General features: G+C 66.6%; 21 protein-coding genes. 11 read left to right on the top strand and 10 right to left on the bottom strand.

What is annotated here, in order from left to right:
- Nucleotides 1-169 precede the first annotated feature (169 nt).
- The gene (locus tag J5M67_RS09165) at nt 170-1,660 is read right to left on the bottom strand and encodes an aldehyde dehydrogenase (protein WP_207884983.1); all 1,491 of its coding nucleotides are present in this window, start codon (nt 1,658-1,660) and stop codon (nt 170-172) included.
- A gap of 174 nt (nt 1,661-1,834) precedes the next feature.
- Nucleotides 1,835-2,635: a carbon-nitrogen hydrolase family protein gene (locus tag J5M67_RS09160; protein WP_207884982.1), complete on the bottom strand. Its 801-nt coding sequence runs from the start codon at nt 2,633-2,635 to the stop codon at nt 1,835-1,837.
- A gap of 190 nt (nt 2,636-2,825) precedes the next feature.
- Here J5M67_RS09160 and J5M67_RS09155 point away from each other — a divergent pair, with 190 nt between their 5' ends.
- From J5M67_RS09155 to J5M67_RS09145, 3 genes are all read left to right on the top strand, one after another.
- Nucleotides 2,826-3,734, top strand: coding sequence for a LysR family transcriptional regulator (locus tag J5M67_RS09155; protein ID WP_207884981.1), 909 nt, complete (start codon nt 2,826-2,828; stop codon nt 3,732-3,734).
- Nucleotides 3,735-4,069: 335 nt separating this feature from the next.
- Entirely contained in the window at nt 4,070-5,098 is a 1,029-nt protein-coding gene (locus J5M67_RS09150) for a DUF5924 family protein (protein WP_207884980.1), read from the top strand.
- Between the two features lie 78 nt (nt 5,099-5,176).
- The gene (locus tag J5M67_RS09145) at nt 5,177-6,016 is read left to right on the top strand and encodes an acyl-CoA thioesterase II (RefSeq protein ID WP_207884979.1); all 840 of its coding nucleotides are present in this window, start codon (nt 5,177-5,179) and stop codon (nt 6,014-6,016) included.
- Between the two features lie 211 nt (nt 6,017-6,227).
- On the opposite strand, the gene J5M67_RS09140 is transcribed toward J5M67_RS09145, so the two are convergent.
- The gene (locus J5M67_RS09140; protein ID WP_207884978.1) at nt 6,228-6,569 is read right to left on the bottom strand and encodes a zinc ribbon domain-containing protein YjdM; all 342 of its coding nucleotides are present in this window, start codon (nt 6,567-6,569) and stop codon (nt 6,228-6,230) included.
- 230 nt (nt 6,570-6,799) lie between these two features.
- Between J5M67_RS09140 and J5M67_RS09135 the strand changes: the two genes are divergently transcribed.
- Nucleotides 6,800-7,084 (top strand): hypothetical protein, encoded by a 285-nt coding sequence (locus J5M67_RS09135; protein WP_207884977.1) that lies wholly within the window; start codon nt 6,800-6,802, stop codon nt 7,082-7,084.
- A 112-nt stretch (nt 7,085-7,196) separates the two neighbouring features.
- Here J5M67_RS09135 and oadA read toward each other — a convergent pair whose 3' ends face one another.
- Nucleotides 7,197-9,005, bottom strand: coding sequence for a sodium-extruding oxaloacetate decarboxylase subunit alpha (gene oadA, locus J5M67_RS09130; protein WP_207884976.1), 1,809 nt, complete (start codon nt 9,003-9,005; stop codon nt 7,197-7,199).
- A gap of 10 nt (nt 9,006-9,015) precedes the next feature.
- Nucleotides 9,016-10,431, bottom strand: a complete 1,416-nt coding sequence (locus J5M67_RS09125) for an acetyl-CoA carboxylase biotin carboxylase subunit (protein ID WP_207884975.1) — start codon at nt 10,429-10,431, stop codon at nt 9,016-9,018.
- A 228-nt stretch (nt 10,432-10,659) separates the two neighbouring features.
- On the opposite strand from J5M67_RS09125, the gene J5M67_RS09120 reads away from it, so the two are divergent.
- A complete protein-coding gene (locus J5M67_RS09120) occupies nt 10,660-11,595 on the top strand; it encodes a LysR family transcriptional regulator (RefSeq protein WP_207885002.1) in 936 nt (311 codons plus the stop codon).
- On the opposite strand, the gene J5M67_RS09115 is transcribed toward J5M67_RS09120, so the two are convergent.
- Both J5M67_RS09115 and hexR read right to left on the bottom strand, forming a co-directional pair.
- Nucleotides 11,549-11,764, bottom strand: a complete 216-nt coding sequence (locus tag J5M67_RS09115; protein ID WP_207884974.1) for a PA3496 family putative envelope integrity protein — start codon at nt 11,762-11,764, stop codon at nt 11,549-11,551. The genes J5M67_RS09120 and J5M67_RS09115 overlap by 47 nt on opposite strands.
- A gap of 218 nt (nt 11,765-11,982) precedes the next feature.
- Nucleotides 11,983-12,867, bottom strand: a complete 885-nt coding sequence (hexR, locus tag J5M67_RS09110) for a transcriptional regulator HexR (protein ID WP_152227592.1) — start codon at nt 12,865-12,867, stop codon at nt 11,983-11,985.
- A gap of 90 nt (nt 12,868-12,957) precedes the next feature.
- On the opposite strand from hexR, the gene zwf reads away from it, so the two are divergent.
- Together zwf and yegQ are read left to right on the top strand one after the other, a co-directional pair.
- Nucleotides 12,958-14,430, top strand: coding sequence for a glucose-6-phosphate dehydrogenase (zwf, locus tag J5M67_RS09105; protein ID WP_207884973.1), 1,473 nt, complete (start codon nt 12,958-12,960; stop codon nt 14,428-14,430).
- Between the two features lie 235 nt (nt 14,431-14,665).
- On the top strand, nt 14,666-16,069 hold the full coding sequence (gene yegQ / locus J5M67_RS09100) for a tRNA 5-hydroxyuridine modification protein YegQ (protein ID WP_207884972.1): 1,404 nt from the start codon (nt 14,666-14,668) through the stop codon (nt 16,067-16,069).
- A 213-nt stretch (nt 16,070-16,282) separates the two neighbouring features.
- Here yegQ and J5M67_RS09095 read toward each other — a convergent pair whose 3' ends face one another.
- Both J5M67_RS09095 and J5M67_RS09090 read right to left on the bottom strand, forming a co-directional pair.
- A complete protein-coding gene (locus J5M67_RS09095) occupies nt 16,283-16,996 on the bottom strand; it encodes a DUF3142 domain-containing protein (RefSeq protein WP_207884971.1) in 714 nt (237 codons plus the stop codon).
- A 4-nt stretch (nt 16,997-17,000) separates the two neighbouring features.
- Nucleotides 17,001-19,178 (bottom strand): outer membrane assembly lipoprotein YfiO, encoded by a 2,178-nt coding sequence (locus tag J5M67_RS09090; RefSeq protein ID WP_207884970.1) that lies wholly within the window; start codon nt 19,176-19,178, stop codon nt 17,001-17,003.
- A gap of 377 nt (nt 19,179-19,555) precedes the next feature.
- On the opposite strand from J5M67_RS09090, the gene nirK reads away from it, so the two are divergent.
- From nirK to J5M67_RS09070, 4 genes are all read left to right on the top strand, one after another.
- A complete protein-coding gene (gene nirK, locus J5M67_RS09085) occupies nt 19,556-20,578 on the top strand; it encodes a copper-containing nitrite reductase (RefSeq protein ID WP_243434594.1) in 1,023 nt (340 codons plus the stop codon).
- A 60-nt stretch (nt 20,579-20,638) separates the two neighbouring features.
- Nucleotides 20,639-21,445, top strand: coding sequence for an SUMF1/EgtB/PvdO family nonheme iron enzyme (locus J5M67_RS09080; RefSeq protein ID WP_207884968.1), 807 nt, complete (start codon nt 20,639-20,641; stop codon nt 21,443-21,445).
- Between the two features lie 95 nt (nt 21,446-21,540).
- Nucleotides 21,541-22,212 (top strand): iron-sulfur cluster repair protein YtfE, encoded by a 672-nt coding sequence (gene ytfE, locus J5M67_RS09075; RefSeq protein WP_207884967.1) that lies wholly within the window; start codon nt 21,541-21,543, stop codon nt 22,210-22,212.
- A 182-nt stretch (nt 22,213-22,394) separates the two neighbouring features.
- A complete protein-coding gene (locus tag J5M67_RS09070) occupies nt 22,395-22,700 on the top strand; it encodes a c-type cytochrome (protein ID WP_207884966.1) in 306 nt (101 codons plus the stop codon).
- Nucleotides 22,701-22,721: 21 nt separating this feature from the next.
- On the opposite strand, the gene J5M67_RS09065 is transcribed toward J5M67_RS09070, so the two are convergent.
- Complete coding sequence (locus tag J5M67_RS09065; RefSeq protein ID WP_207884965.1) at nt 22,722-25,565, bottom strand: EAL domain-containing protein; 2,844 nt, start codon at nt 25,563-25,565, stop codon at nt 22,722-22,724.
- Nucleotides 25,566-25,586 lie beyond the last annotated feature (21 nt).

Below are 25,586 nucleotides of genomic sequence, written 5' to 3'. Positions count from 1 at the left end.
CGTTCTCCAAGTTCCCGAGGCGTACGTCTGGCCATCGGGGTTTGCAGGGATCGAGGGCGACGGACTTACCTGGGCAGTCTCACCAGCCGTCTCGAGCGGTTCGGGTACGAAAATAAGTTCTAGAGCATCTCTTGCCTGCCCGACCGGACCACACGGGTCCGAAGGGGCTTCAGCGCAGCTGGAACCAGGTGGTCTTCAGCTGGGTGTATTTGTCGAACGAATGCAGCGACAGGTCGCGGCCGAAGCCGGACTGCTTGCCACCGCCGAACGGAATCGCCGGGTCCAGGGCGTCCACGGTGTTCACCGACACGGTGCCGGCGTTCAGGCGGCGCGCCACGCGGTGGGCACGGTGCAGGTCATCGCTCCACAGGGAGGCGGCCAGGCCGTAGATGCTGTCGTTGGCCATGCGCACGGCGTCGTCTTCGCTGTCGAACGGGATCACCGCCAGCACCGGTCCGAACACTTCGTCGCGGGCCAGGCTCTGCTCCGGGCGCACGCCGGTGAAGATGGTCGGCTCGATGAAGTTGTCCGAACCATTGAAGCTCAGCTGACGGCCGCCGCAGGCGAGCGTGGCGCCGTCGTTGGCGGCCTGGTCGATGCAGCGCAGGATGCCGGCGGTCTGCTTGCCGTCGACAATGGCGCCGGCGCGGCTGGCCGGGTTCAGCGGGTCGCCCGGCGCCCAGTTGCGGGCCTTGGCGATCAGGCGCTCGACGAATTCGTCGTGGATCGAACGCTCCACCAGCAGGCGCGAGTTGGCCGAGCAGACTTCGCCCTGGTTGAAGAAGATGCCGAAGGCGGCCTTCTCGGCGGCCAGGTCGAGGTCGCGGCAGTCGGCGAACACCAGGTTCGGGCTCTTGCCACCGCACTCCAGCCAGACCTGCTTGAGGTTGGACTGGGCGGAATATTGCATGAAGTACTTGCCGACCTGGGTCGAGCCGGTGAACACCAGAGCGTCCACGTCCGGGTGCAGGCCGAGGGCCTTGCCGGCGGTTTCGCCCAGGCCCGGGACCACGTTCAGCACGCCTTCGGGGATGCCGGCTTCCAGCGCCAGCTCGGCCAGACGCAGGGCGGAGAACGGCGACTGCTCGGCGGGCTTGAGCACCACGGAATTGCCGGCGGCCAGGGCCGGAGCCAGTTTCCAGGCGGCCATGTCGAGGGGGAAGTTCCACGGCACCACGGCACCGATCACGCCCAGCGGGGTGCGGGTGATGGTGGCCAGGGCGTCCTGGGCGGTCGGGGCAACCTGGTCGTAGAGCTTGTCGAGGCTTTCGGCGTACCAGGAGAACACGCCAGCGGCGCCGGGCACGTCGATGTTCCACGCGTCCATCACCGGCTTGCCCATGTTCAGGGTGTCGAGCAGGGCCAGTTCTTCGCGATTCGCCATCATCAGCTCGGCGAGCTTGAGCAGCACGGCCTTGCGCTCGCGCGGCGCCATGCGCGCCCAGGGGCCGGTCTCGAAGGCCTGGCGGGCGGCACGCACGGCGGCATCGACTTCGGCCTCGCCGCAGGCGGCGACATTGGCCAGCAGGCGGTTGGTCGCCGGGTCGATGGAAGCGAAGGTGGCGCCGTCACGAGCGGCCACGCGGCGGCCGCCGATCAGGGCGCTGTCGATGAAGGTCTGCCGGGCAGCGCGCTGCTGCCAGTCGTTGAGCTCGTACACCAAGGCACTCCTGCTTCAAGTCGCATCACGGGCGACTCTGTTGTTCTGGATATGCAATCGATGGTCGCGCAAGCCCCGAGATAGGAAAATTATTAAATTTGTCTTCGGGGTATATGAAAAAGCTGGGCAGCCCGCACCGCGATGGTTCGCGGCGCACCGCCACGGGGCTTGCCGTCAGCGGGTGAGTGCGCCGTACAGCTCGGGGCGGCGGCCCGGCAGGTAGGGGAAGGTCTCCGCCAGATTGGCCCGCTGGTTCGGGTCCAGGTTCACCAGCAGCAGGCTCTCGCCCGAACCGGCCACCGCCAGCCGCTGGCCGTCCGGCGCGGCGATGCAGGAGCCGCCAAGGAACTGCAGCCCCTCCTCCACCCCGCTACGGCTGCAGCAGGCGACGAACAGCTGGTTCTCCAGCGCCCGCGCCGGGGCGATCACACTCGACACCACGGCATATTCCGGGGTCAGCGCGGTGGGAATCAGCACCAGTCCGGCGCCGTTCAGGGCATGGGTACGCACCGCCTCGGGGTATTCCAGGTCGACGCCATTGAGCAGGCCGATGCGCCAGCCGGCATATTCGAAGGGCAGCCCCAGGCGGTCGCCGGGGCTGAACAGCTCCGCTTCCATGGCGCCGAACAGGTGCGTCTTGCGGTAATGGGCGATGGGTTCGCCGCTCGGGCCGATCACCTGCACCGAGTTGTACGGCTTGCCGCCCTGGGGATGGCGCTCGGCGTAGCCGTAGGCGATGGCGATGCCGAGGCGCCGCGCCACCAGCTCGCCGATGCAGCGCGCCGACGGGCCGTCCGTCGCCTCAGCCAGCTCAGCCATGCGCTGGGGAACGTTGTAGCCGCCCAGCCACAGTTCCGGGCACAGCAGCAGCTGTGCACCGGCCGCCGCCGCGGCGTCGGCCTGGCGCTCCAGCTGTTCGAGGTTGCCGGCGATGTCGCCGGGAAGTCCGCAGGTCTGCCACAAGGCGATGCGCATGAGCTTTACTCCGAGCTGCGTGTAGGAAAATTGCGCGGTCGCCGGAGTATGCCCGTGCCCGGCGGGACGCAGCAGACGGTCAAGGCCATGAAAAATGTGGTCGCCGGCGAGGAAAATCTTCGCCATGCCCCGTCCCCGCGGGCCGGCGCAACACGGTATCTTGTATAAAAAAGCATCAACGAGGCGTGCAGTGGCTTCCTATACCTTGCGGCAATTGAAGTATTTCGTGACCACCGTGGAATGCGGCAGCGTGGCCGAGGCGTCGCGCAAGCTGTACATCGCGCAGCCGTCCATCTCCACGGCGATCAAGGGCCTGGAGGAAAGCTTCGGCGTCCAGCTGTTCATCCGCCACCACGCCCAGGGCGTGTCGCTGACCCCCAGCGGCGCACGCTTCTACCGCAAGGCGCAGGAACTGCTGCGCATGGCCCACGAGTTCGAGCAGAACGCCCTGGCGGACAACGATGTGGTGGCCGGGCAGATCGATATTGGCTGCTTCGAGACCGTCGCCCCGCTCTACCTGCCGCGCCTGATCGCGGGCTTCCGCGAGCGCTATCCGGGCGTGGAAATCCGCATCAGCGACGGCGAACAGCAGGAACTGGTGCAGGGCCTGACCGCCGGCCGCTTCGATCTCGCCCTGCTCTACGACCACGACCTGGACGGCACCATCGCCACCGACCCGCTGATGCAGGCCCAGCGTCCCTACGCGCTGCTGCCGGCGGACCACCGCTTCGCCCAGCAGGACAAGGTATCCCTGCGCGACCTCGCCCTGGAGCCGATGATCCTGCTCGATGTGCAGCCCAGTCGGACCTATTTCGTGAGCATCTTCGAGGAACTGGGGCTGAACCCGCACATCGCCTTCAGCTCGCCGTCGATCGAGATGGTACGTGGCATGGTCGGCCAGGGCTTCGGCTTCTCGGTGCTGGTGACCCGCCCGCATTCGGAGTGCACCTACGACGGCAAGAAGGTGGTGATGGTGAACATCGCCGAGGACGTCAGCGCCTCCGGCCTGGTCGCCGCCTGGCTCAAGCGCGCCCAGCTGACCAAGCCGGCGCAGCTGTTCGTCGACTACGCGCGGGAAGAGCTGGGCGGGCAGCACTGAGGCTGCTTTTCGCTTTTCGTAGGACCGAGGGGGACGCCCAGTCCTTGCTCGCGAACCGACCGTCGGCGCCCGGGCACTCCCCTCACCCTAACCCTGGCTGCGCGCCCCGCTCCAAGGGGAGAGGGGACTGTTCCGCATGCGTTGAAAACTCGACACTCGCCGGCTGACTCCGCAACCTGTCGACACAGTGGACGCCCCCCTCTCCCTCCGGGAGAGGGCTGGGGTGAGGGAAGTCCGAGGCACAGGACCATCCCCTCCCATCATCTCCGCTGCCCCCAACCGGCCCAGGAGGTTACAATCCCGCCTCCTTTCGCTTTCGTTGTTCCGCCCCGCCCATGCTCATCTGGAAAGAGCGCGTGCAGCGCCTGATCACCCTCGTCCTCGGCCTGCTGCAGCGCTACCCGCGCGTCATCGCCCTGTTCGGCTTCTGCTCCGGGGTGTTCAGCTTCATCATGGTGGACCGCCACCGCGCCGGCTTCGCCCGGGTGATGGCCATCGTCATGCTGGTCAGCTGGATCTGGCTGATGCTGGAAAACCTGCTCACCGACCGCTTCAAGCGCCGCTTCGGCTGGGAAGTTCCACCGGGCCTGCTGCGCTACGCGACCCAGTTGATCCACCAGGAAAGCCTGTTCTTCTGCCTGCCGTTCTTCTTCGTCACCACCACCTGGAACAGCGGCCAGGCCCTGTTCACCGGCGCGCTGACGCTGGCCGGGCTGATGGCGATCACCGACCCGATCTACTACAAATTCCTCTCGGTGCGGCGCTGGACCTTCCTCGGCTACCACACCTTGACGCTGTTCGCGGTGCTGCTCACCGCGCTGCCGATCATCCTCCACCTGAGCACCCCGCAGAGCTACCAGGCGGCGCTGGGCATCGCCGTGCTGCTGTCCTTCCCGAGCCTGGCGGTGACGGTGAAGATCCACAAATGGTGGCGCTGGTTCGCCCTGGTCGGCCTGACCCTGTCGATCGGAGCGTTGGGCTGGTTCGCCCGCGCCTGGGTGCCGCCCTCGACCCTGTGGATGACCGAGATGGCGGTGACCGAAAGCTTCGACAACGCCCAGCGCACCCCCGGCGACAGCCTGGAAACCGTCAGCATCGCGCAGATAAAAAGCCAAGGTCTCTACGCCTACACCGCGATCAACGCCCCGCGCGGGCTGAACGAGCGCATCTACCACGCCTGGCGCCTGAACGGCCAGGAAGTCGACCGCATCGCGCTGGACATCAAGGGCGGCCGCGAAGCCGGCTACCGCGCCTGGACGCACAAGCAGAACTTCCCGACCGATCCGGTCGGCGACTGGCAGGTGCAGGTGCTCACCGAGGCCGGGCAGGTGATCGGCACCCTGCGTTTCGAGGTCACACCCTGACCGGTCGGTATCCTTGACCCTAAGCGGCGCTTTCCCCTAAAAGTTCCTCTTCCGAGAACAGAAAGCGCCGAGAGAGTCATGACCGATACCGCCCTGCACCCGTTCGACCGCGCCGTCGCCCTGCAACCCGTGGAAGGCCAGCCCGGCCTCTACGACGGCCACACCAGCCAGGACTACTGGAACATGGTCGGCCCCTTCGGCGGCATCACCGCGGCCATCCTCCTGCAGGGCGCGTTGCGCCACCCACAGCTGCTCGGCAGCCCGCTGTCGCTGACGGTCAACTACGCCAGCGCCGTGGTGGCCGGCGCCTTCCAGGTCCAGGCCACGCCGGTGCGCACCAACCGCTCGACCCAGCACTGGCTGCTGCAGCTGCTGCAGGCCGATGAAAGCGGCGAGCAGCAGGTCACCACCACCGCCACCCTGGTCACCGCCCTGCGCCGCGAGACCTGGAGCCAGAGCGACCTGCACATGCCACAGGTGACCCCGCCCGGCGAACTGGAGCGGATGTCCCTTGCGGGCAAGAGCGTGGCCTGGCCGCAGCAGTACGAAATGCGCGCCGCCAGCGGCAGCATCCCGACCCGCTGGGACGGCAGCGGCGAGCACAGCCGCAGCCAGTTCTGGCTGCGCGACGCCCAGCCCCGCGCGCTGGACTTCCTGTCGCTGGCGGCGATGAGCGATATCTTCTACCCGCGCGTCTGGCTGCGCCGCGCCACCCCGGTCCCGGCGGGCACCGTGTCGATCACCACCTACTTCCACACCGACCACGCGCAACTGGCGGAAGTCGGCACCGGCTACCTGCTCGGCGACGCCCGCGGCCAGGCCTTCCGCAACGGTTTCTTCGACCAGGCGGCGGAACTGTGGAGCGAATCGGGCGAGCTGCTGGCGACCAGCAACCAGATCGTTTACTACAAGGAATGACCTGTACCCGACCTGTAGGAGCGCGCCATGCGCGCGATCGCGGGCATGGCCCGCTCCTACAAGGGAACCCTGGAACAAAAAGCATGTAGGGCGGATAACGCGCAGCGTTATCCGCCGTGATGGGTATCGCTTCGCTCCACGCCATCCTACGAAACGGCAGACATGAAAAAGCCCGGCACTTGGCCGGGCTTTTTCATGTCAGCGAGAAGGCTCAGACCTTCTTCACGAACTCCGACTTCAGCTTCATCGCGCCGATGCCGTCGATCTTGCAATCGATATCGTGGTCACCGTCCACCAGGCGGATGTTCTTCACCTTGGTGCCGACCTTCACCACCAGGGACGAACCCTTGACCTTCAGGTCCTTGATCACGGTGACGGTGTCGCCGTCCTGCAGCAGGTTGCCTACGGAATCCTTGATCACACGAGCATCACCGTCAGCCTCGGCCGCGCCATTGGCGGACCACTCGTGAGCGCACTCCGGGCAGATCAGCAGGTCGCCGTCTTCATAGGTGTATTCGGAGTTGCATTTTGGGCAGGCAGGCAAGGTGCTCACGGCGATTCTCACATTGGAACGGTTGAAAGACCGCAAAGTATATAAGGTTTAACCCCTCCTTGTCGGCCTCCTCAGTCGGACACCCCTTTTTCCTTTCTCACAAGAGCGTTTCGGAAAACTCCGAACGAGGCTCGGAACCTTCAGCATTCCCTCCTCTGCAATGCGCGGCAAAGCTTGCGGGCTTCGGTCGTCCGGCCGATTTTCCGCCAACCGTTCAGAGTGAGCACTCCATGAAACGTCTCTGCATCCTCCTCGCCACCTGCGCCCTCCTCGCCGCCTGCGACAAGAAACCCGAACCGGCTCCACAAGCCAGCGCGCCCGCCGCCCAGCCGGCTGCTCCGGCCCCGGCCCCTGCTCCGGCGCCGGTTCCTGCCCCAGCCGAACCTGCCGCAGCCCCGCAAACCCAACCCGCCGCCGCTCCGGCTCCGGAAGCACAAGCCGCCCCGGCCGCTGCTCCACAGTCCACCGAGCAGCCCGCCGCCGAGCAGCCTGCCGAGCAGCAACAGCAGCAGTAAAGTCCCGCAGCGGCGTGCGCCCTTCCCGGCGCACGCCCATCGCGCAGGCAAAAAAAAGGGGGAGCATCGTGCTCCCCCGGGGACTGAACCTTAAAGACCCGTCTGTCCTTGGTCAGCCTTCAATTTCTACCAGGATCTCACCGGGGTTGACCCGGTCGCCCTTGGCCACGTGAATGGCCTTCACGGTGCCGGCGATGCCCGCCTGCACCTCGGTTTCCATCTTCATCGCTTCGGTGATCAGCACGGCCTGGCCGGCCTTGACGCTGTCGCCTTCCTTCACCAGCACGTCGACGATGTTGCCCGGCATGGTGGTCGTAACGTGGCCCGGCTCGCTGGCGTTCTTGCGCTTGCTGCCGCCACCGCTGACGAACTCGTTGAGCGGCTCGAACACCACCTCTTCCGGCATGCCGTCCACGGACAAGTAGAAGTGGCGCTTGCCGTCGGTCTTCACGCCGACGCCGGTGATGTCCACGCGGTAGCTCTCGCCATGCACGTCGACCACGAACTCGGTCGGCACGCCTTCACCGCCGGCCGCAGCGACGCCCTTGCCGTTGGGGATCGGCAGCAGCTCTTCGGGTTTCAGGGTGCCGGCGGCACGCTCTTCGAGGAACTTGCGGCCGATATCCGGGAACATGGCGTAGGTCAGCACGTCCTCTTCGGACTTGGCCAGGCTGCCGATTTCCTCGCGCAGCTTGTTCAGTTCCGGCTTGATCAGGTCGGCCGGACGGACGTCGATGACTTCCTCGTTGCCGATGGCCTGGCGGCGCAGCGTCTCGTCGATCTTGCCCGGCGCCTTGCCGTAGCGGCCCTGCAGGTACAGCTTCACCTCGTTGGTGATGGTCTTGTAGCGCTCGCCGGCCAGTACGTTGAAGAACGCCTGGGTGCCGACGATCTGCGAGGTCGGGGTGACCAGGGGCGGGAAGCCCAGGTCTTCGCGAACGCGCGGGATTTCCGCCAGCACTTCCGGCATGCGGTTCAGCGCGCCCTGCTCCTTGAGCTGGTTGGCCAGGTTGGAAATCATCCCGCCCGGCACCTGGTTGACCTGCACGCGGGTGTCCACGCCGGTGAACTCGCTCTCGAACTGGTGGTACTTCTTGCGCACGGCGTGGAAGTACATGCCGATTTCCTGGATCAGTTCCAGGTCCAGGCCGGTGTCAAACGGGGTGTCGCGCAGGGCGGCAACCATGGACTCGGTACCCGGGTGGCTGGTGCCCCAGGCCATGCTGGAGATGGCGGTGTCGATGCGGTCGGCGCCGTTCTCGACAGCCTTCAGCTGGCACATGCTGGCCACGCCGGCGGTGTCGTGGGAGTGCACGACCACGTCCAGCGGCAGCGCGTCTTTCAGCGCCTTGACCAGTTCGCCGGTGGCGTAGGGGGTCAGCAGGCCGGCCATGTCCTTGATGGCGATGGAGTCCACGCCCATGTCCGCCATGGCGCGGCCCTGGGCAACGAAGGCCTCGATGGTGTGCACGGGGCTGGTGGTGTAGCAGATGGTGCCCTGGGCGTGCTTGCCGGCGGCCTTCACCGCTTCGATGGAAACGCGCAGGTTACGCACGTCGTTCATCGCGTCGAAGATGCGGAACACGTCGATGCCGTTGACCGCAGCCTTGGCGACGAAGGCACGGACCACGTCATCGCTGTAGTGGCGGTAGCCCAGCAGGTTCTGCCCGCGCAGGAGCATCTGCAGGCGGGTGTTGGGCAGCGCGGCCTTGAGCTTGCGCAGGCGCTCCCACGGGTCTTCCTTGAGGAAGCGCACGCAGGCGTCGAAGGTGGCGCCGCCCCAGACTTCCAGCGACCAGTAGCCGACCTGGTCGAGCTTGTCGCAGATCGGCAGCATGTCTTCGGTGCGCATCCGGGTCGCCAGCAGCGACTGGTGGGCGTCGCGCAGGATGGTATCGGTGACGGTGACTTTCTTGCTCATTCGATGATCCTCACAGGCCAGCGTGGGCGGCAATGGCGGTGGCGATGGCGATGGCCAGGTGCGACGGGGTGCGCTTGATGGAGTACTCGGTCAGTTCCGGGTGGCTCTCGACGAAGCTGGTATTGAACTGCGCGCTACGGAATTCCGGGTTCTTGAGGATTTCCTGGTAATAGGCGGCGGTGGTCTTCACGCCCTGCACGCGCATGTCGTCCAGCGCACGCAGGCCACGGTCCAGCGCCTCTTCCCAGGTCAGCGCCCAGACCACCAGCTTCAGGCACATCGAGTCGTAGTACGGCGGGATGGTGTAGCCGGTGTAGATCGCCGTATCGGTGCGCACGCCGGGGCCGCCGGGCGCGTAGTAGCGGGTGATCTTGCCGAAGGACGGCAGGAAGTTGTTCTTCGGGTCTTCGGCGTTGATGCGGAACTGCAACGCGTAGCCACGGTGGATGATGTCTTCCTGCTTCACCGAGAGCGGCAGGCCCGAGGCGATACGGATCTGCTCGCGGACGATGTCGATGCCGGTGATTTCCTCGGTGATGGTGTGCTCCACCTGCACGCGGGTGTTCATCTCCATGAAGTACACCTCGCCATCGGCGAGCAGGAACTCCACGGTGCCGGCGTTCTCGTAGCCCACGGCCTTGGCCGCGCGCACCGAGAGGTCACCGATGTAGGCGCGCTGCTCGGGGGTGAGCTGCGGGCTGGGGGCGATCTCGATGAGCTTCTGGTTGCGGCGCTGGATCGAGCAGTCGCGCTCGAACAGGTGCACGGTGTTGCCGAAGGAGTCGGCCAGCACCTGGGCTTCGATGTGCTTCGGATTGACGATGCACTTCTCGAGGAAGACTTCCGCGCTGCCGAAGGCCTTGGTGGCCTCGGAGATCACGCGGGGGAAGTTCTGCTCCAGCTCTTCGCGGCTGTTGCAACGGCGGATACCGCGGCCGCCACCGCCGGAGGTGGCCTTGAGCATCACCGGGTAGCCAATGCGCTCGGCCTCGGAGATGGCTTCGGCCAGGTCCGCGACGTTGCCTTCGGTGCCGGGAGTGCAGGGCACGCCGGCGGCGATCATGCTGCGGCGCGCTTCGGTCTTGTCACCCATGCGGCGGATGACTTCCGCCGACGGGCCGATGAACTTGATCCCGCGCTCGGCGCAGATATCGGCCAGCTCGGCGTTCTCGGAGAGGAAGCCGTAGCCCGGGTGCAGTGCGTCGCAGCCGGTTTCCACCGCCAGGTTCACCAGGGCGCGCGGGTTGAGGTAACCGGCGAGCGGGTCGGTGCCAATGCTGTGCGCTTCGTCGGCACGCTTGACGTGCAGGGCGTGGCGGTCGGCGTCGGCGTAGACGGCCACCGAGCGGATGCCCATCTCGGCGCAGGCGCGCACGATCCGGACAGCGATTTCCCCACGGTTGGCGATCAGGATTTTCTTGATCACTACGGCTTTCCCTCGGCCCGGGCCTTTGGGACCCCGGCGTAAAAACCAATCGGCAGCGCCGGTGGCGGCAGCTGGACGTGTGGGCCGGAGCGGGTTCCGGCGTGGGATTTACCCTAGCGCGGGAAGGAGGATTAACCAAAATCAATAATTATTGGGGTAGCCATAAAGAATGCTTTATAGTCATTCAAAAATACCGCCAAAAGACAGGCTTCTATGCGTAAGTCATTGATGCGTATGACCCTTCGCCAGCTGCAGGTTTTCCGCGCAGTGTGCGAAAGCCGTTCCTACAGCCGGGCGGCCGAGGAAATGGCGCTGACCCAGCCGGCGGTCAGCCTGCAGATTCGCCAGCTGGAAGAACTGGTCGGCCAGCCGCTGTTCGAATACATCGGCAAGAAGCTCTACCAGACCGACGCCGCCGACGCCCTGCTGCGCGCCACCAACGACATCTTCCAGCGCCTGGAAGTGCTGGACATGAACCTCTCCGACCTCAAGGGTTCGCTGCAGGGCCAGCTGCGTCTGGCGGTGGAGTCCAGCGCCAAGTACATCACTCCGCACCTGTTCGCCGCCTTCCACGCGCAGCACCCGGATGTCAGCCTGAACCTCACGGTGGTCAACCGCGCCCAGGCGATCAAGCGTCTCTCGGACAACCGCGACGACCTGGTGATCATGTCCCTGGTGCCGCAGGACATGGCCCTGGAGTTCCTGCCCTTCCTGAACAACCCGATCGTCGCCGTGGCGCCGCCGGACCACCCGCTGTGCAACGCGGCCAAGCTGTCGCTGAAGGACCTGGAGCCCTACCCGCTGCTGGTCCGCGAGCCCGGTTCGGGCACGCGCAAGGCCTGCGAGGAACACTTCCAGCAGAAGCGCGCGCATTTCCCGCAGACGCTGGAATTCGCCTCGCTGGAGGGCTCGCGGGAAGGCGTGCTGGCCGGCCTGGGCCTGGCGCTGCTGCCGCGCCATGCGGTCAGCCGCGAACTGCACTCGGGCCTGTTGCGCGAACTGCCGGTGGAAGAGCTGCCGCTGTACCGCAGCTGGTGTCTGGTACACGCCCGCGGCAAGCGCCTGAGCCCGGTGGCCCAGGCGTTCGTCGCCTTCATCCGTGAAGAGCGGGCGCTGATCAGCCAGCTGGCCGAGCGCTTCGCCGGCCCGCCCGCGCAGAAGTGAGGTAGGCGACGGCGATCAGGTCGGGGTAATCGGAGGTTTCCACGGCGAGGCGCTGCGCCTCCATGCGGTCTTCGATGGCGCGGCGGAACTGCATGCGCCGCTGATCTTCAATCTTGCGGCGGGTCTTGGCGTCCAGTTGGAGCTGGGTGTCGTCGATATGGCGGGGCATCTCGCATCTCCCAAGGCCGAAGGGCTGGAGACGCCAGCATGCTGACGACGGATGACCGTTTGACGACGTGGCGGTGAAGCACCGGTGACGCCGACGGGCGGTAGTCAGGCTGGTTTTGTAGGAGCGAGCTTGCTCGCGAACCGTCCAACCCTGAAGCCGCCGGAAAATCCATTCGCGAGCAAGAACTAGGCGTCCCCCTCGCTCCTACACAAAAGCGCTTAGGACGCCTCTTCCGGGCGCTCCTCGTGGCTCTTCACCACTTTCGGCGACAGGCGCAGGCTACGCAGGCTGCGCTTCACGCTCTTGAGGTGATTCACCAGGTCCGGGCCGCGGGCCATGGCCACGCCCATCGCCAGCACGTCGATCACCACCAGGTGGGCGATACGCGAGGTCAGCGGGGTGTAGATGTCGGTGTCCTCGTGCACGTCCACCGCCAGGTTGACCGTGGCGAGGTCCGCCAGCGGGGTCTGGCTGGGGCACAGGGTGATCAGCGTGGCGCCGGCCTCGCGCACCAGGTTGGCGGTCACCAGCAGGTCCTTGGAGCGGCCGGACTGGGAGATGCAGATGGCCACGTCCGAGGGCTTGAGGGTCACCGCCGACATGGCCTGCATGTGCGGGTCGGAATAGGCAGCCGCCGAGAGCAGCAGGCGGAAGAACTTGTGCTGGGCATCCGCCGCCACCGCGCCGGACGCGCCGAAGCCGTAGAACTCCACGCGCTGGGCATGGGCGATGGCCGCAATGGCGCGCTCCAGGGCGTGGGTATCGAGGTGCTCGCGCACTTCCATCAGCGAGTGCAGGGTGGTGTCGAAGATCTTCAGGCTGAAGTCCGCCACCGAGTCGGTCTCGTTGATCGAGAACTGGCCGAAGCTGGCACCGGCGGCCAGGCTCTGCGCCAGCTTGAGCTTGAGGTCCTGGAAACCGCTGCAGCCGATGGCGCGGCAGAAGCGCACGATGGTCGGCTCGCTGACGCCAACGCCATGGGCGAGGTCCGCCATGGAGCTGTGCATGACCGATGCAGGGTCCTGCATCACGTGATCGGCAACCTTGAGCTCCGACTTGCGGAGCAGATGACGCGACTGGGCAATGTGCTGCAAAAGGTTCACAGGGGTAGGCTCGGTGATGATTGTCTGAGAATTCTGTAGTCTTGTTGTAGTTATACTACAAATCGACACGCCACGCCCAGGGAATAAGTCTTGAATACGCCCGCCAGCCCTAGTCTCCCCGGCTCCTGCGACATCCTGGTGTTCGGCGGTAGCGGCGACCTCGCCCTGCACAAGCTGCTGCCGGCGCTCTACCACCTGCACCGGGAAAACCGCCTGCCGGCCGATACGCGGATCTTCGCCCTCGCCCGCAGTAACCGCGACACCGCCTCCTACCTCGCCCTGGCCGAACGCAACTGCCGCGCCCAGGTGGCGCGCAACGACTTTTCCGCCGAGGCCTGGCGCAGTTTTGCCCAACGCCTGGAATACCTGGCGATGGACGCCTCGCAGAGCGCCGACTTCGGCCGTCTGGCCAAGGCGCTCAAGCGCAGCGAAGGCCGCGTGCTGGTGCATTACCTGGCCACCGCGCCGAGCCTGTTCGCACCGATCGCGCAGAACCTCAAGGTCGCCGGGCTGGCCGGCCCCCTGGCGCGCATCGTGCTGGAGAAGCCGCTGGGCCATTCGCTGGACTCGGCGCTGGCGATCAACCAGGCCATCGGCGAGGTATTCGACGAATCTCGGGTGTTCCGCATCGATCACTACCTGGGCAAGGAAACCGTGCAGAACCTGATGGCCCTGCGCTTCGCCAACACCCTGTTCGAGCCGGTGTGGCGCAACGGGCACATCGACCACGTGCAGATCACCGTCAACGAGACCCTGGGCGTGGAGAACCGCGGCGCCTACTACGACCAGGCCGGCGCCATGCGCGACATGGTGCAGAACCACCTGCTGCAGCTGCTCTGCCTGGTGACGATGGAAGCGCCGGTGCGCTTCGACGCCGAAGCGGTGCGCAACGAGAAGGTGAAAATCCTCCAGGCGCTCAAGCCGATTTCCGGGCAGGACGTGCAGGACAAGACCGTGCGCGGCCAGTACACCGCCGGGCACATCGGCGGGCAGGAGGTGCCGGCCTACTGGTTCGAGAAAAATGTCGACAACGACAGCGATACAGAGACCTTCGTCGCCGTACAGGCCGAGATCGACAACTGGCGCTGGTCCGGCGTGCCGTTCTATCTGCGCACCGGCAAACGCATGGCGAAGAAGTGTTCGGAGATCGTCATCCAGTTCAAGCCGGCGCCGAACGGCCTGATCGGCGCCGCCAGCACCGCCAACCGCCTGTGGATAAGGTTGCAGCCGGAAGAGCGCATCAGCGTGCAGCTGATGGCCAAGGCACCGGGCAAGGGCATGCAGCTGGAGCCGGTGGAACTGGACCTCAACCTGGCCGAGGCCTTCAGCCGCAACAAGCGCCGCTGGGACGCCTACGAGCGCCTGCTGCTGGACGTGATCGAGGGCGACTCGACGCTGTTCATGCGCCGCGACGAGGTGGAAGCCGCCTGGAGCTGGGTCGACCCGATCCTCGCCGGTTGGCAGGAGCACTACCAGAGCCCGCGCCCCTACCCGGCCGGCAGCAATGGGCCGGAGCAGGCGCAGACGCTGCTGGAGTTGCAGGGCCGCAAATGGCTGGAGTGATGCGCCAACCCAACTTCGCAGGATGAACGCTGCGTAGGATGGCGTGGAGCGAAGCGATACCCATCAATTCCGCGCGCCGGCAGCATGGGTATCGCTGCGCTCCACCCATCCTACGAAGAGCAGGACGGCCATGCCGTCGCGGGGAGCGGATAGAGCATCCGTTGACCTCGCTCATCACCCGCAAGCCCTGATTTCCCTAGAGTGGCGGCCTTTATCCACAGCCCGCTCCGCCACCATGTCCCACACTCCGTTTTCCCCCGAACTGCTCTGCCCTGCCGGCTCGCTGAAGAGCCTGCGCCACGCTTTCGCCTACGGCGCCGATGCCGTCTACGCCGGCCAACCGCGCTACAGCCTGCGAGTGCGCAACAACGAATTCGACCACGCCAACCTCGCCACCGGCATCCACGAGGCCCACGCCCTGGGCAAGCGCCTCTACGTGGTGGTGAACATCGCCCCGCACAACGCCAAGTTGAAGACCTTCCTGCAGGACGTCGAGTCGGTGATCGCCCTCGGACCGGATGCGCTGATCATGTCCGATCCCGGCCTGATCATGCTGGTTCGCAAGCATTTCCCCGAGGTTGATATCCACCTCTCGGTGCAGGCCAACGCGGTGAACTGGGCCAGCGTGGAGTTCTGGCGCCAGCAGGGGCTCAAGCGGGTGATCCTGTCCCGCGAGCTGTCGCTGGAAGAAATCGGCGAGATCCGCGAGCGGGTGCCGGGCATGGAGCTGGAAGTCTTCGTCCACGGCGCGCTGTGCATGGCCTACTCCGGGCGCTGCCTGCTGTCGGGCTACATCAACCGCCGCGATCCGAACCAGGGCACCTGCACCAACGCCTGCCGCTGGGAGTACCAGACCCACGCCGCCCATGAGGACGAACTGGGCCACGCGGTGCGCAACATCGAACCGACCCTGGGCATCGGTGCACCAACGAAGGACATCTTCCTGCTCGAAGAAGGCAACCGCCCCGGCGAGCTGATGGAGGCCTTCGAGGACGAGCACGGCACCTACATCATGAACTCCAAGGACCTGCGCGCCATCCAGCATGTACAACGTTTAACGCAGATGGGCGTGCATTCGCTGAAGATCGAGGGCCGAACCAAGTCCCACTACTACGTCGCGCGCACCGCCCAGGCCTACCGCAAGGCCATCGACGATGCCGTCGCCGGACGCGCCTTCGACCGCGGCCTGATGGACACCCTGGAGTCCCTCGCCCATCGCGGCTACACCGAGGGCTTCCTGCGCCGCCACGTGCACGACGAATACCAGAACTACCAGTACGGCCAATCGCTGTCCGAGCGCCAGCAGTTCGTCGGCGAGTTCACCGGCGAGCGCCGCAACGGCCTGGCCGAAGTGCGGGTGAAGAACCGTTTCGAAGTGGGCGACAGCGTCGAGCTGATGACCCCGGCGGGCAACCGCACGCTGCATTTGCAGGCGCTGGAGAACAGCCGGGGCGAATCCATCGGCGTGGCGCCGGGGGATGGGCATGTGGTTTATCTGCCGGTTCCCGAGGGGCTGGACCTGCAGTACGCGCTGCTGATGCGCAATCTGAATGGCGGGACCACGAGGGATGCACGGGAGTCGGTATCGGCCGGTGGTTGCGGGAATGACTGCGGCAAGTGCGGGTGTGGCGGGAGTTGAACGCACTGCGTTTCGCCTGAGAGCACCCTCACCCTAACCCTCTCCCAAGGGGAGAGGGGACTGATCGGCACAGGATGAAACGTCGGCGTCAGCCGGCACGGACGGCTCCCTCTCCCTCCGGGAGAGGGCTGGGGTGAGGGGAAAGCCCGTGCGCAAACGGTTCGCGAGCAAGAACTAGGCGTCTCCCTCGATTCTACGAAGAGCGGAGCGTCCTCACGGATTCTGCAGAAACACCACATACCCCCTGAACCACGGACTCCGCGCCAGGTAATCCGGCGCCTGCCACTCCCCGTACTGCGCCAGCCCGATGCGGAACGGCAACTGCAGCCGGGCCACGCGCGGCAAGTACGCCGCGTAGTTGGGAATGGTGTGCCGCCCCTGGTAGGTCTGCACCACCACCTCGTCCACCACGCCGGCCAGGCGATTGATGGTTTCCGGCGCGGCGTTGCTGCCCCAGTCCATCAGCCCGGTGATGCTCAGCCGGCAGTCCGCCGGCAGGCGCTTGCGCAGGTCCTCGAGGAATTCGACGTACTCGCCCAGGTAGCGCGTGCGCGCGTCGAAGTCGATCTGCACGCCCACCACCGGATTGCCGGCGGCACGCCAGCGGCGCAGCTGGGCCAGCAGGGTGCGGTAGATATCCTCGTGCCAGCGCAGGGTATGGGCGCGGTAGACCACCCAGACCTCGCCCTTCGACAGGCGTGGAATGGCGATGCCCTGGGCGATCAGCCGGGCGTTGCCGTCCTTGTAGCGCGGCGCGCTGACCTGGCCCTGCAGCACATAGAGGGTGCGCGCCTGGGCCAGCACCGGCTGCGCGGCGACGCCGCTCCATAGCCAGAAGGCATCGTGGTCGGCGGCATCCACCTCGCCTGCAGCGGCTCCGGCGCTGCCCAGCAGCAGCGCCAGGGCGACCGCGACGGCACGCAGCATCGGCTTACCAGTAGTACTTCAGCGCCTTCGCCCAGGGCGTGGCGGCGTACTGGCTCTTCAGGGTGCGGAACCACTGCTTGCGCTGGGACGGGGCGATGTCCTGGCTGCCGCAGCCGTTGAAGCCGCTGGGCGCGTAGCAGTTGATCGCGCGGAACAGGGCGTAGGCGCGATCGTCTTCCGGCGCCTGCTTGTCGGCGATGATCTTGAGGTAGCCGTCCATGCGCGAATAGGCGGTGCCGGGGAACAGCGACTCGCCGCCACCCAGTTCACGCTCGCTCGGCGGGTTGTCCAGCGGGAAGCCGTCCAGGTTGTTGCGCAGGATGAACTCGCCCAGGCAGTTCAGCGCCTTCGGCGGCTGCGGGCTTTGCTGCAGGTCGCGGGCGACGTCGACGATCGCCGGGCACTCGTAGCCGGTGTCGTTCTTGCCGCCCGGCCACTGGAACAGCGTCAGCGGCATGCTGCCGTAGAGGTAGCCAATGCTGGCGCCCAGCGGCTTGCGGGCCGGCTCGGACGGCAGCAGTGCGAGGTCGTCGATGAAGGCCTGGTACTGGCCGTGCAGCAGGTCCTTGTAGAGCAGGGCGAACAGCGCGGTATCGCGCTCCTCGACCGAGGCCGAGGTGGAGCGCGCCTGCTGGCGCAGCAGGTCGGGGCCGGCGACGTGGCGCAGGAGAATCTCGCGGACGATCGGCGTCTGCACCGGCGAGCCCTCGGCGAAGACCTTCACCAGGCGGTCGCTACGCTCGTAGTTGAAGGCCAGCGCCAACTCCAGCTGGTCGCGCTGCATCGGCTGCTTCGCCAGCGGCAGGAGGCGCAGCCAGAGCTTCTCGGCGGCGATCCAGTCATTGCCGGCTTCCAGGGCGAAGCCCCTCAGGACCTGCTGACTGAAGGCGAGGTAGTCGAGCTTGTTCGGCAGCTCTTCGGGGAGGGATTTCAGCGCATCGGCCGGTTTTTCCTCCACGTACAGCTGGTAAGCCGCCGTCAGGTAGCCGTGCAGGCCGGGCTGCTTGGCGAACAGCTCTTTCTGCCCCGCCAGCCCGGCACTGTCCAGGGCACGCGGCTCGTTCGGTTCGTGATGGCGCATCTGCATCAGGTCGAGCACGGCCAGCAGGCGCGGATCGCGGACGTCCGCCGGATGGGCAGTGACCAGTAGCTTGTTGTCGACTTCCTGGATCAGCGGCGCGAGGTCCGCGTCGTGACGGGCGAACAGCTCGGCGTATTCCCCGGCGAGTCGGCCCTCGTCGCTCATCAGCCAGTAGACGCGGCGCATCAGGCCCTGGGCCGAGCCGGCGTACTGGCCCTGTGGATAACGCTTGAGGTAGTCGCCCAGGCTCGCCTCGGCGTTCTTCAGTCCGTTCTTGTCGACCTTGCGCAGGTCGGGGTAGCCCATGTCGTCGAAGGCGTTCTGCTGGGCCTCGTTGAGCTGGCTGCGGGCGATCATGTAGCGCGCGGTTTCCTGCAGCCAGGGCAGGTCGCTGTCCTGCAGGGCGCGGAAGGCCTTGAGCGCCTCGCCGAAGCGACCGCTGTAGAACTCCGCAGCGCCCTTGAGGTAGGTGGCGAAAGCCTTGCCCGGCGCGGACTGCAGGTCGCTGGGCAGGATGACGGTGAGCTGGGTGTCGTCCCACTGGCAGGCGCCGAGCAGGGTCAGGCGGGCGCGCGCCAGGCTCTGCCGCTCCTCGGCGGGCAGCCCCTCGACGAGCAGCAGCTGGCTGAGGAAGTCCTGGGCGGTGCTGGCGTTGTTGCTGCGGCAGCGGCTGCCTTCGCCGCTGGCGAAGCTGTCGGCGGACTGCGCCAGGCTGTCCGCCGGCAGGCCGATGCGCGCCACCAGGTCGGCCAGCGGCGCGGACGACTGGGTAACACCGGCCGAACCGTCGCCATCGCCGGGCGCCCCATCGTCGAGCAGGCGCGCCATCGGGAACGGCACCTTGCCGTAGCCCAGTTGCTGCTCGTCGTCGGAGAGCGGCCGGTCCGGGAGGTTCGCCTGGCCGGCGTCGGCCAGCAGCAGCTGCAGGTTGATCCGGCTGTCGTTGCCGGGGCTCAGGAACGGCAGGCTGTTGCACACGTCCAGCGTGTCGCGCTTGAGGTTCCAGCTCGGGTAGCAGGAATCGTCGCTGCTCGCGCGCGCTTCCTGCACGCCGAGGCAGCCAATGGTCAGGGCCAGCAGGGTAAGTCCGTGCAGACGCATGGAGGGTCCTTGTCCGTTGGGGCCCGCACACCAGGCGCGGGGGGTTAACTCAGTGAGCAGAATCTTACCTCGCCGTCTTCTTCCTTGCCCGTATCCATCGTTGCAAGACTGTAAATGGGAGCTACTGCACAACAGTGCCTGCGACACGTTGTCCGACTGTGGGCTTGTTTGCTCCGGCGCAAAGAAGATTCCGGCCCAAGGCGTATCTCTGTGCTCGACGACAGTTCGTCCATTACGGAGAAGTACCCATGCAAGATCAGGAAGAAATGTCCCTTTCCCGGCGCACCCTGCTGGCCGGCGCAGTGGTCCTCGGCGTCACCGGCTCGATGCTCGGCAGCACGCGCGCTTTCGCCAAGGGCGAGCCGGCACCGAAGAGCATGGGGCCGGCGCCCGACCTGTCGACGCTGGAGCACGTCAAGGTCGAACTGGTCGCCCCGCCGTTCGTCCATGCGCACGAGCAGCGCGCCACGGGCAAGCCGCGCGTGGTCGAGTTCCGCATGGTCATCGAGGAGAAGAAGCTGGTCATCGACGACGACGGCACCGAGATCCACGCCATGACCTTCAACGGCTCGGTCCCGGGGCCGCTGATGGTGGTGCACCAGGACGACTACGTCGAACTCACCCTGGTCAACCCGGCCAGCAACACCCTGACCCACAACATCGACTTCCACGCCTCCACCGGCGCCCTGGGCGGAGGCGCGCTGACCATCATCCAGCCCGGCGAGGAAGTGAAGCTGCGCTTCAAGGCCACCCGCCCCGGCGTGTTCGTCTACCACTGCGCGCCGGGCGGGGCGATGATCCCCTGGCACGTGGTCTCGGGCATGAACGGCGCGATCATGGTGCTGCCGCGCGACGGCCTGAAGGACCGCGAAGGCCGGCCGCTGAAATACGACAAGGTGTTCTACATCGGCGAGCAGGACTTCTACGTCCCGCGCGACAAGGACGGCAACTTCAAGCGCTACGCCAAGCCGATGGACGGCTACAACGACATGCAGGAGGTCATGAAAGGGCTGATTCCCAGCCACATCGTGTTCAACGGCAAGGTCGGCGCCCTCACCGGCAAGAATGCGCTCACCGCCAAGGTCGGCGAGACGATGCTGCTGGTGCACTCCCAGGCCAACCGCGATACCCGCCCACACCTGATCGGCGGCCATGGCGACCACGTCTGGGCCACCGGCAAGTTCAACAACCCGCCGGAGCAGGACCTGGAAACCTGGCTGATCCCCGGCGGCGCGGCCGGCGCGTCGCTCTACACCTTCCTGCAGCCGGGCCTGTACACCTATCTCAACCACAACCTGATCGAGGCCGTCCTGCTGGGTGCCGCCGCCCACATCCAGGTCGAAGGCCAGTGGAACGCCGACCTGATGAGCCAGATCGAGCCGCCAACGGCGATCAAGTAAGGCCCGAGGCCGGCCCGCGGGGGCCGGCCCTTTCCAGGCTATGCCCCGGACATTACCGCCATGCGCAAGACAACCCTGATCGGCGCATCCCTCGCACTGCTGATCGCCGCCGCTACCCTGCTGCAGCCGCAGTACGACACCGAATTGGCACCGGAAACCGTGAAGCTGGTGCCGCGCGACTTCGACTTCCGCCCCGCCGGCGACTACTGGCGGGAGAAGCGCGCGGTGGATGCCCCTTCGCGGCGTGAACGGCTGGCGCCGCGCTTCGAGGTGATGAAATACCAGGTCAGCCAGGCCGAGTACGTCCGCTGCGTGGCCGACGGCGACTGCCTGCCCCTGGACAGCAACAGCAGCGCGGACCTGCCGCAAACCGGCGCCAGCCTGCTGGATGCACAGCGCTATGCCGCCTGGCTGTCCCGGCGCACCGGCCAGGACTGGCGCCTGCCCACCGACCGCGAGTGGGCCTTCTTCGCCGGCTCGCGCTGGGCCGACGATGCCCTGCGCATCGAAGAGGATGACGGCAGCAATCCGGCCCGACGCTGGCTGGCCCGCTACCGCCTCGAAGCCGAGAGCCGCACCAGTGCCTCGGCGCAGCCGCAGGTACGCGGCAGCCACGGGCTGAACGAGTTCGGCGTGGCCGATCTGGGCGGCAACGTCTGGGAATGGACGCAAAGCTGCCACCAGCGGGTCAATCTCGATGCGCAGGGCATTCAGACCGAGCGCGCCGAGTACTGTTCGATCCGCATCGCCGAAGGCCGCCACCGCGCCGCCATCAACGATTTCGTCCGCGATGCCCGTGGCGGCGGTTGCAGCGCCGGGCAACCACCGGACAACCTGGGATTCCGCCTGGTCCGGGACATCCCTTGATTCCCCTCAAGTCTCGCCGCAGCGCTTGAACGGTATGCTGCGGCGAACCTACGGAAATCACCGCCGTGACCGCCAATCTCCCCCCGAGCCCCGCCATGACCGACAACCTGACCGAACGCACCCTGAGCGACCTGGCCTTCAGCCTGCCGGGCAGCACCGCGCTGTTCCACGACTACAAGCTCGACTTCTGCTGCGCCGGCCAGCGCAGCCTCGGCGAGGCGGCCAGCGAACAGGGTCTCGACGGCCAACGCATCGCCGCCGAGCTGCAGGCCCTGCCGCCGGCAAACGAGCAGGCCGACTGGCGGCACAGCAGCAATGACCAACTGATCGACCACATCCTCGAGCGCTACCACAAGGTCCACCGCGAACAGCTGCCGGCGCTGATCCCGCTGGCCGAGCGCGTCGAGAACACCCACGCCGCGCACCCGCAATGCCCGACCGGGCTGACCGCGCACCTGAAGAAGATGCAGGAAGAACTGGAATGGCACATGTGCAAGGAGGAAAGCGTGCTGTTCCCCTGGCTACGCCAGGGTATTCCGCTGACCCACGTGCAGGGGCCGATCGGCGTGATGCGTCATGAGCACGACGAACATTCGCAGTCACTGGCGGTACTGGCCGATCTGACCGGCGACCTCAGCGTCCCCGCCGACGGCTGCAACAGCTGGCGCCGGCTCTACGCCGGGCTGGAAGAGCTGCGCCGCGACCTGATGCAGCACATCCACCTGGAAAACAACCTGCTGTTCCTCGGCGCCAACCGTCCGGGCTGAGGCGTGGCGGCGGCCGTGGACGCTGACCAGACCCGCTTCACACATAGGGCAAGGCGCGAAGGGTTGTTGATCGCCATCAAGCCGGGGCCGTTCAGGGCGCTCCTAGAATCGCCCCGGATGCCAGGCGGGAAGCCGGCGTCATCGACCGGCGCTCCGGCGCCCAGCCCCGAGGAGGAGATTTCATGAACAAAGCCCTGGTTGCCCTGCTGTTCGGCGGACTGCTGGTCCAGACGACGGCCACGGCCAGTACCGGCGAGGAACTGTTCAAGACCAAGGCCTGCGTGGCCTGCCATGCCGTCAACAAGACACTGGTCGGCCCGGCCTTCAAGGAAGTCGCGGCGAAGTACGGCACCGACGGTGTTGCACACATCAGCAACAGCATCGAGAAGGGCAGCAAAGGTGTTTGGGGTCCGATCCCGATGCCGGCCAACGCCGTCAGCCCGGAGGAGGCCAGGACCCTCGCCGAGTGGATCGTCACCCTCAAGTGACACCCCGCGCGGCCGGCGCGCTCAGCGCCGGCCGACGCTCCCCAGCAATTCCAGGCAATCCCCCGCCGCCAGCGGCGGGCTGATCAGATAACCCTGGATCTCGTCGCAGCCGTGGGCGCGCAGGAAGCGCAGCTGCTCGGCCTGCTCGACGCCCTCCGCCACCACCTTCAGCTCCAGGCTGTGCGCCATGGCGATGATCGCCCGGGTGATGGCTGCGTCCTCGCCGCGCTCGGAGAGGTCGCGGATGAAGGTCTGGTCGATCTTCACGTAGTCCACCGGGAAGCGCTTCAGGTAGCTGAGCGAGGAATAGCCGGTGCCGAAGTCGTCGATGGCCAGTTTCACGCCCATCTCGCGTAGCTGGCGGAAGGTCGTGGTGACGCTCTCGACGTTGTCCAGCAGCTGGCTTTCGGTCAGCTCCAGCTCCAGCAGGTGCGACGGCAGGCCGGTCTCTTCCAGCACGGTGCGCACCAGGTCCACCAGGTTGCCGGTGCGCAGCTGGTGCACCGAGAGGTTCACCGAGACCCGCAGTTCATGGCCCTGGCGCTGCCAGTCGCGGGCCTGACGGCAGGCGCGGCGCAGGACGAACTCGCCGATGGCGCCGATCAGTCCGGTTTCCTCGGCGAGGCCGATGAAGTCGCTGGGCGGCACCATGCCCAGCTCCGGGTGGCGCCAGCGCACCAGCGCCTCGGCGCTGTCCAGGCGTTCGTTGGCGAGGTTCAGCTTGGGCTGGTAGTGCACGTCCAGCTGGCCTTCGTCGATGGCCTTGCGCAGCCGGGTTTCCAGCTGCAGGCGCTCCAGGGTGCAGGCCTGCAGGTTGTCGGTGAAGAACTGGAAGGTGTTGCCGCCCAGGTGCTTGGCGTGGTGCATGGCCATGTTTGCCTGGCTCATCAGTGCGGAGATTTCCCAGGCGTTCTCCGGCAGCAGGCTGATGCCCACCGAGGCGCTGATCACCAGTTCGTGGCCGCCCACGGTCATCGGCGTGCGGAGCTTGGCCAGCAGGCGGCTGGACAGGCGCGCCAGCGCGGCGAGGCTGGCGTAGGAGTCGATCAGCACGGCGAATTCGTTGCCGGACAGCCGGGCGATGGTGTCCGCCTCGGGTACCGTCTGGGTCATGCGCCGCGCCATCTGCCGCAGCAACTGGTCGGCGACTTCGTGGCCGAGGCTGTCGTTGAGCAGCTTGAAGCGGTCCAGGTCGATCAGCAGCAGCGCCGCCGTGCGGCCTTCCTGGCGGGCGCGCTGGCTGGCTTCGTGCAGGCGCTCCTTGAACAGGCTGCGATTGGCCAGGCCGGTGAGTTCGTCGTAGTGCGACAGGTAGCGCAGGCGCTCCTCGGCATCGCGGCGGGCGGTGAGGTCAGCGAAGAAGCCGACCACATGGGTCACCTGGCCACGGCCGTCACGCACGACGTTGAGCTGCAGCCACTGCGGGTACAGCTCGCCATTCTTGCGGGTCTCGATCAGCTCGCCCTGCCAGGTGCCCTGGCACTCCAGCTCGGTGCGGATCGCCTGGTAGCGGCGCAGGGTTTCCGCCGAGCCCATCAGGCGGCTGACATTGCGCCCCAGCAGTTCTTCGCGGCGGTAGCCGGTGAGGCGGGTGAAGGCTTCGTTGAGGGCGAGCAGGCGGTAGCTCGGGTCGAGGATGATGATGCCTTCGCTGGCGGCCTCGAACACCGTGGCGGCCAGGCGCTGTTCTTCCTCGCGCAGCTTGCGGGCGGAGATGTCGCAGCGGGTGCCGACCATCCGCGTGACCTGCCCGGACTCGTCACGCTCCATGGCCCGGCCACGGTCTTCGACCCAGACCCAATGGCCGTCGGCGTGGCGCACGCGGTATTCGATGCGGTAGCCATCGGTACGGCCCTTGAGGTGTTCGACCAGCGCACGGCGCAGCAGCGGCAGGTCGTCGGGGTGCAGGCGCGGGCGCAGGTCGTTGCGCACGCTCTTCACCGCCGCCTGGGTGATGCCGAAGATTTCCTCCAGGTGCGAGTGATGCACCTCGTCGGTCAGCAGGTTCCAATCCCACAGCCCCAGCTCGCTGGCTTCCAGCGCCAGGGCCAGGCGCGCCTCGGTGTTGCTGAGCTGCGCGCTGCCGGCCTCCACCCGCGCCTGCAAGGCGTCGCGGGCGCGGCACAGCTCGCGTTCGGCGCGGCGGCGCTGCTCGACTTCGCGCTCCAGGTCCTGGTTCAGCGCTTCGGTCTGGCCCTTGGCACGCTCCAGGTGCGCCACCAGCGCCTGGGCCTGGAAGCGCCGCAGCAGGCTGGTATGGACCAGCCGGTGAATCTGCCAGGCCACCACCAGCAGCGCCGCCAGCAGGATCACCCCGAGCACGCCCCAGCCCTGCTGCAGCGGGTTTTCGCTGAGCAGCAGGTAGGAAATCGAGGGGAACAGGCAGGGCAAGGCAAAGGTGAGGAAGGCTGGCAGGCTGACCGCGTAGGCCACGCTGGCCGAGAGGATGGCGGCGGCGATCAGGCCGAATACCAGGGATTGCTGGAGGAAGGCGTCCGCCGGCACCAGGGCGATGGCGGCAAAGGCCAGGGTCAGGCCGGAGGCACCGGCGCCGAACAGGAAGGCGCGTTGCCAGTGCGGACTGGCCTGGCGCTCGGCGCTGGCGGCGTGGAAGGCCGATACCTGGATCAGCCGCAGCACGGCCAGCAGCACCAGCGATACCAGCCAGCCGCTGAGCAGGGCGGTGGATACCCGTTCCCACAGCAGCCCGGCACAGGCCAGGCCGTTGAGCAGCATGAGCAGCGTCGGAATCCGCGACCCCTGATACAGCAGGCGGGTGCGTTCGACGGCAATTTCGTGAGCATACTGCTGGCGGATCTCGGCATGGCTCACCGGGATCGCCGAAGGCTCTACATACGCTGTCATAGGCAGTTTTTCTTGTAGGTT

It is taken from the genome of Pseudomonas sp. 30_B (assembly GCF_017491605.1).
Taxonomy (GTDB): Bacteria; Pseudomonadota; Gammaproteobacteria; order Pseudomonadales; family Pseudomonadaceae; genus Pseudomonas.
This window is presented reverse-complemented; position numbering and strand designations above follow the sequence as displayed.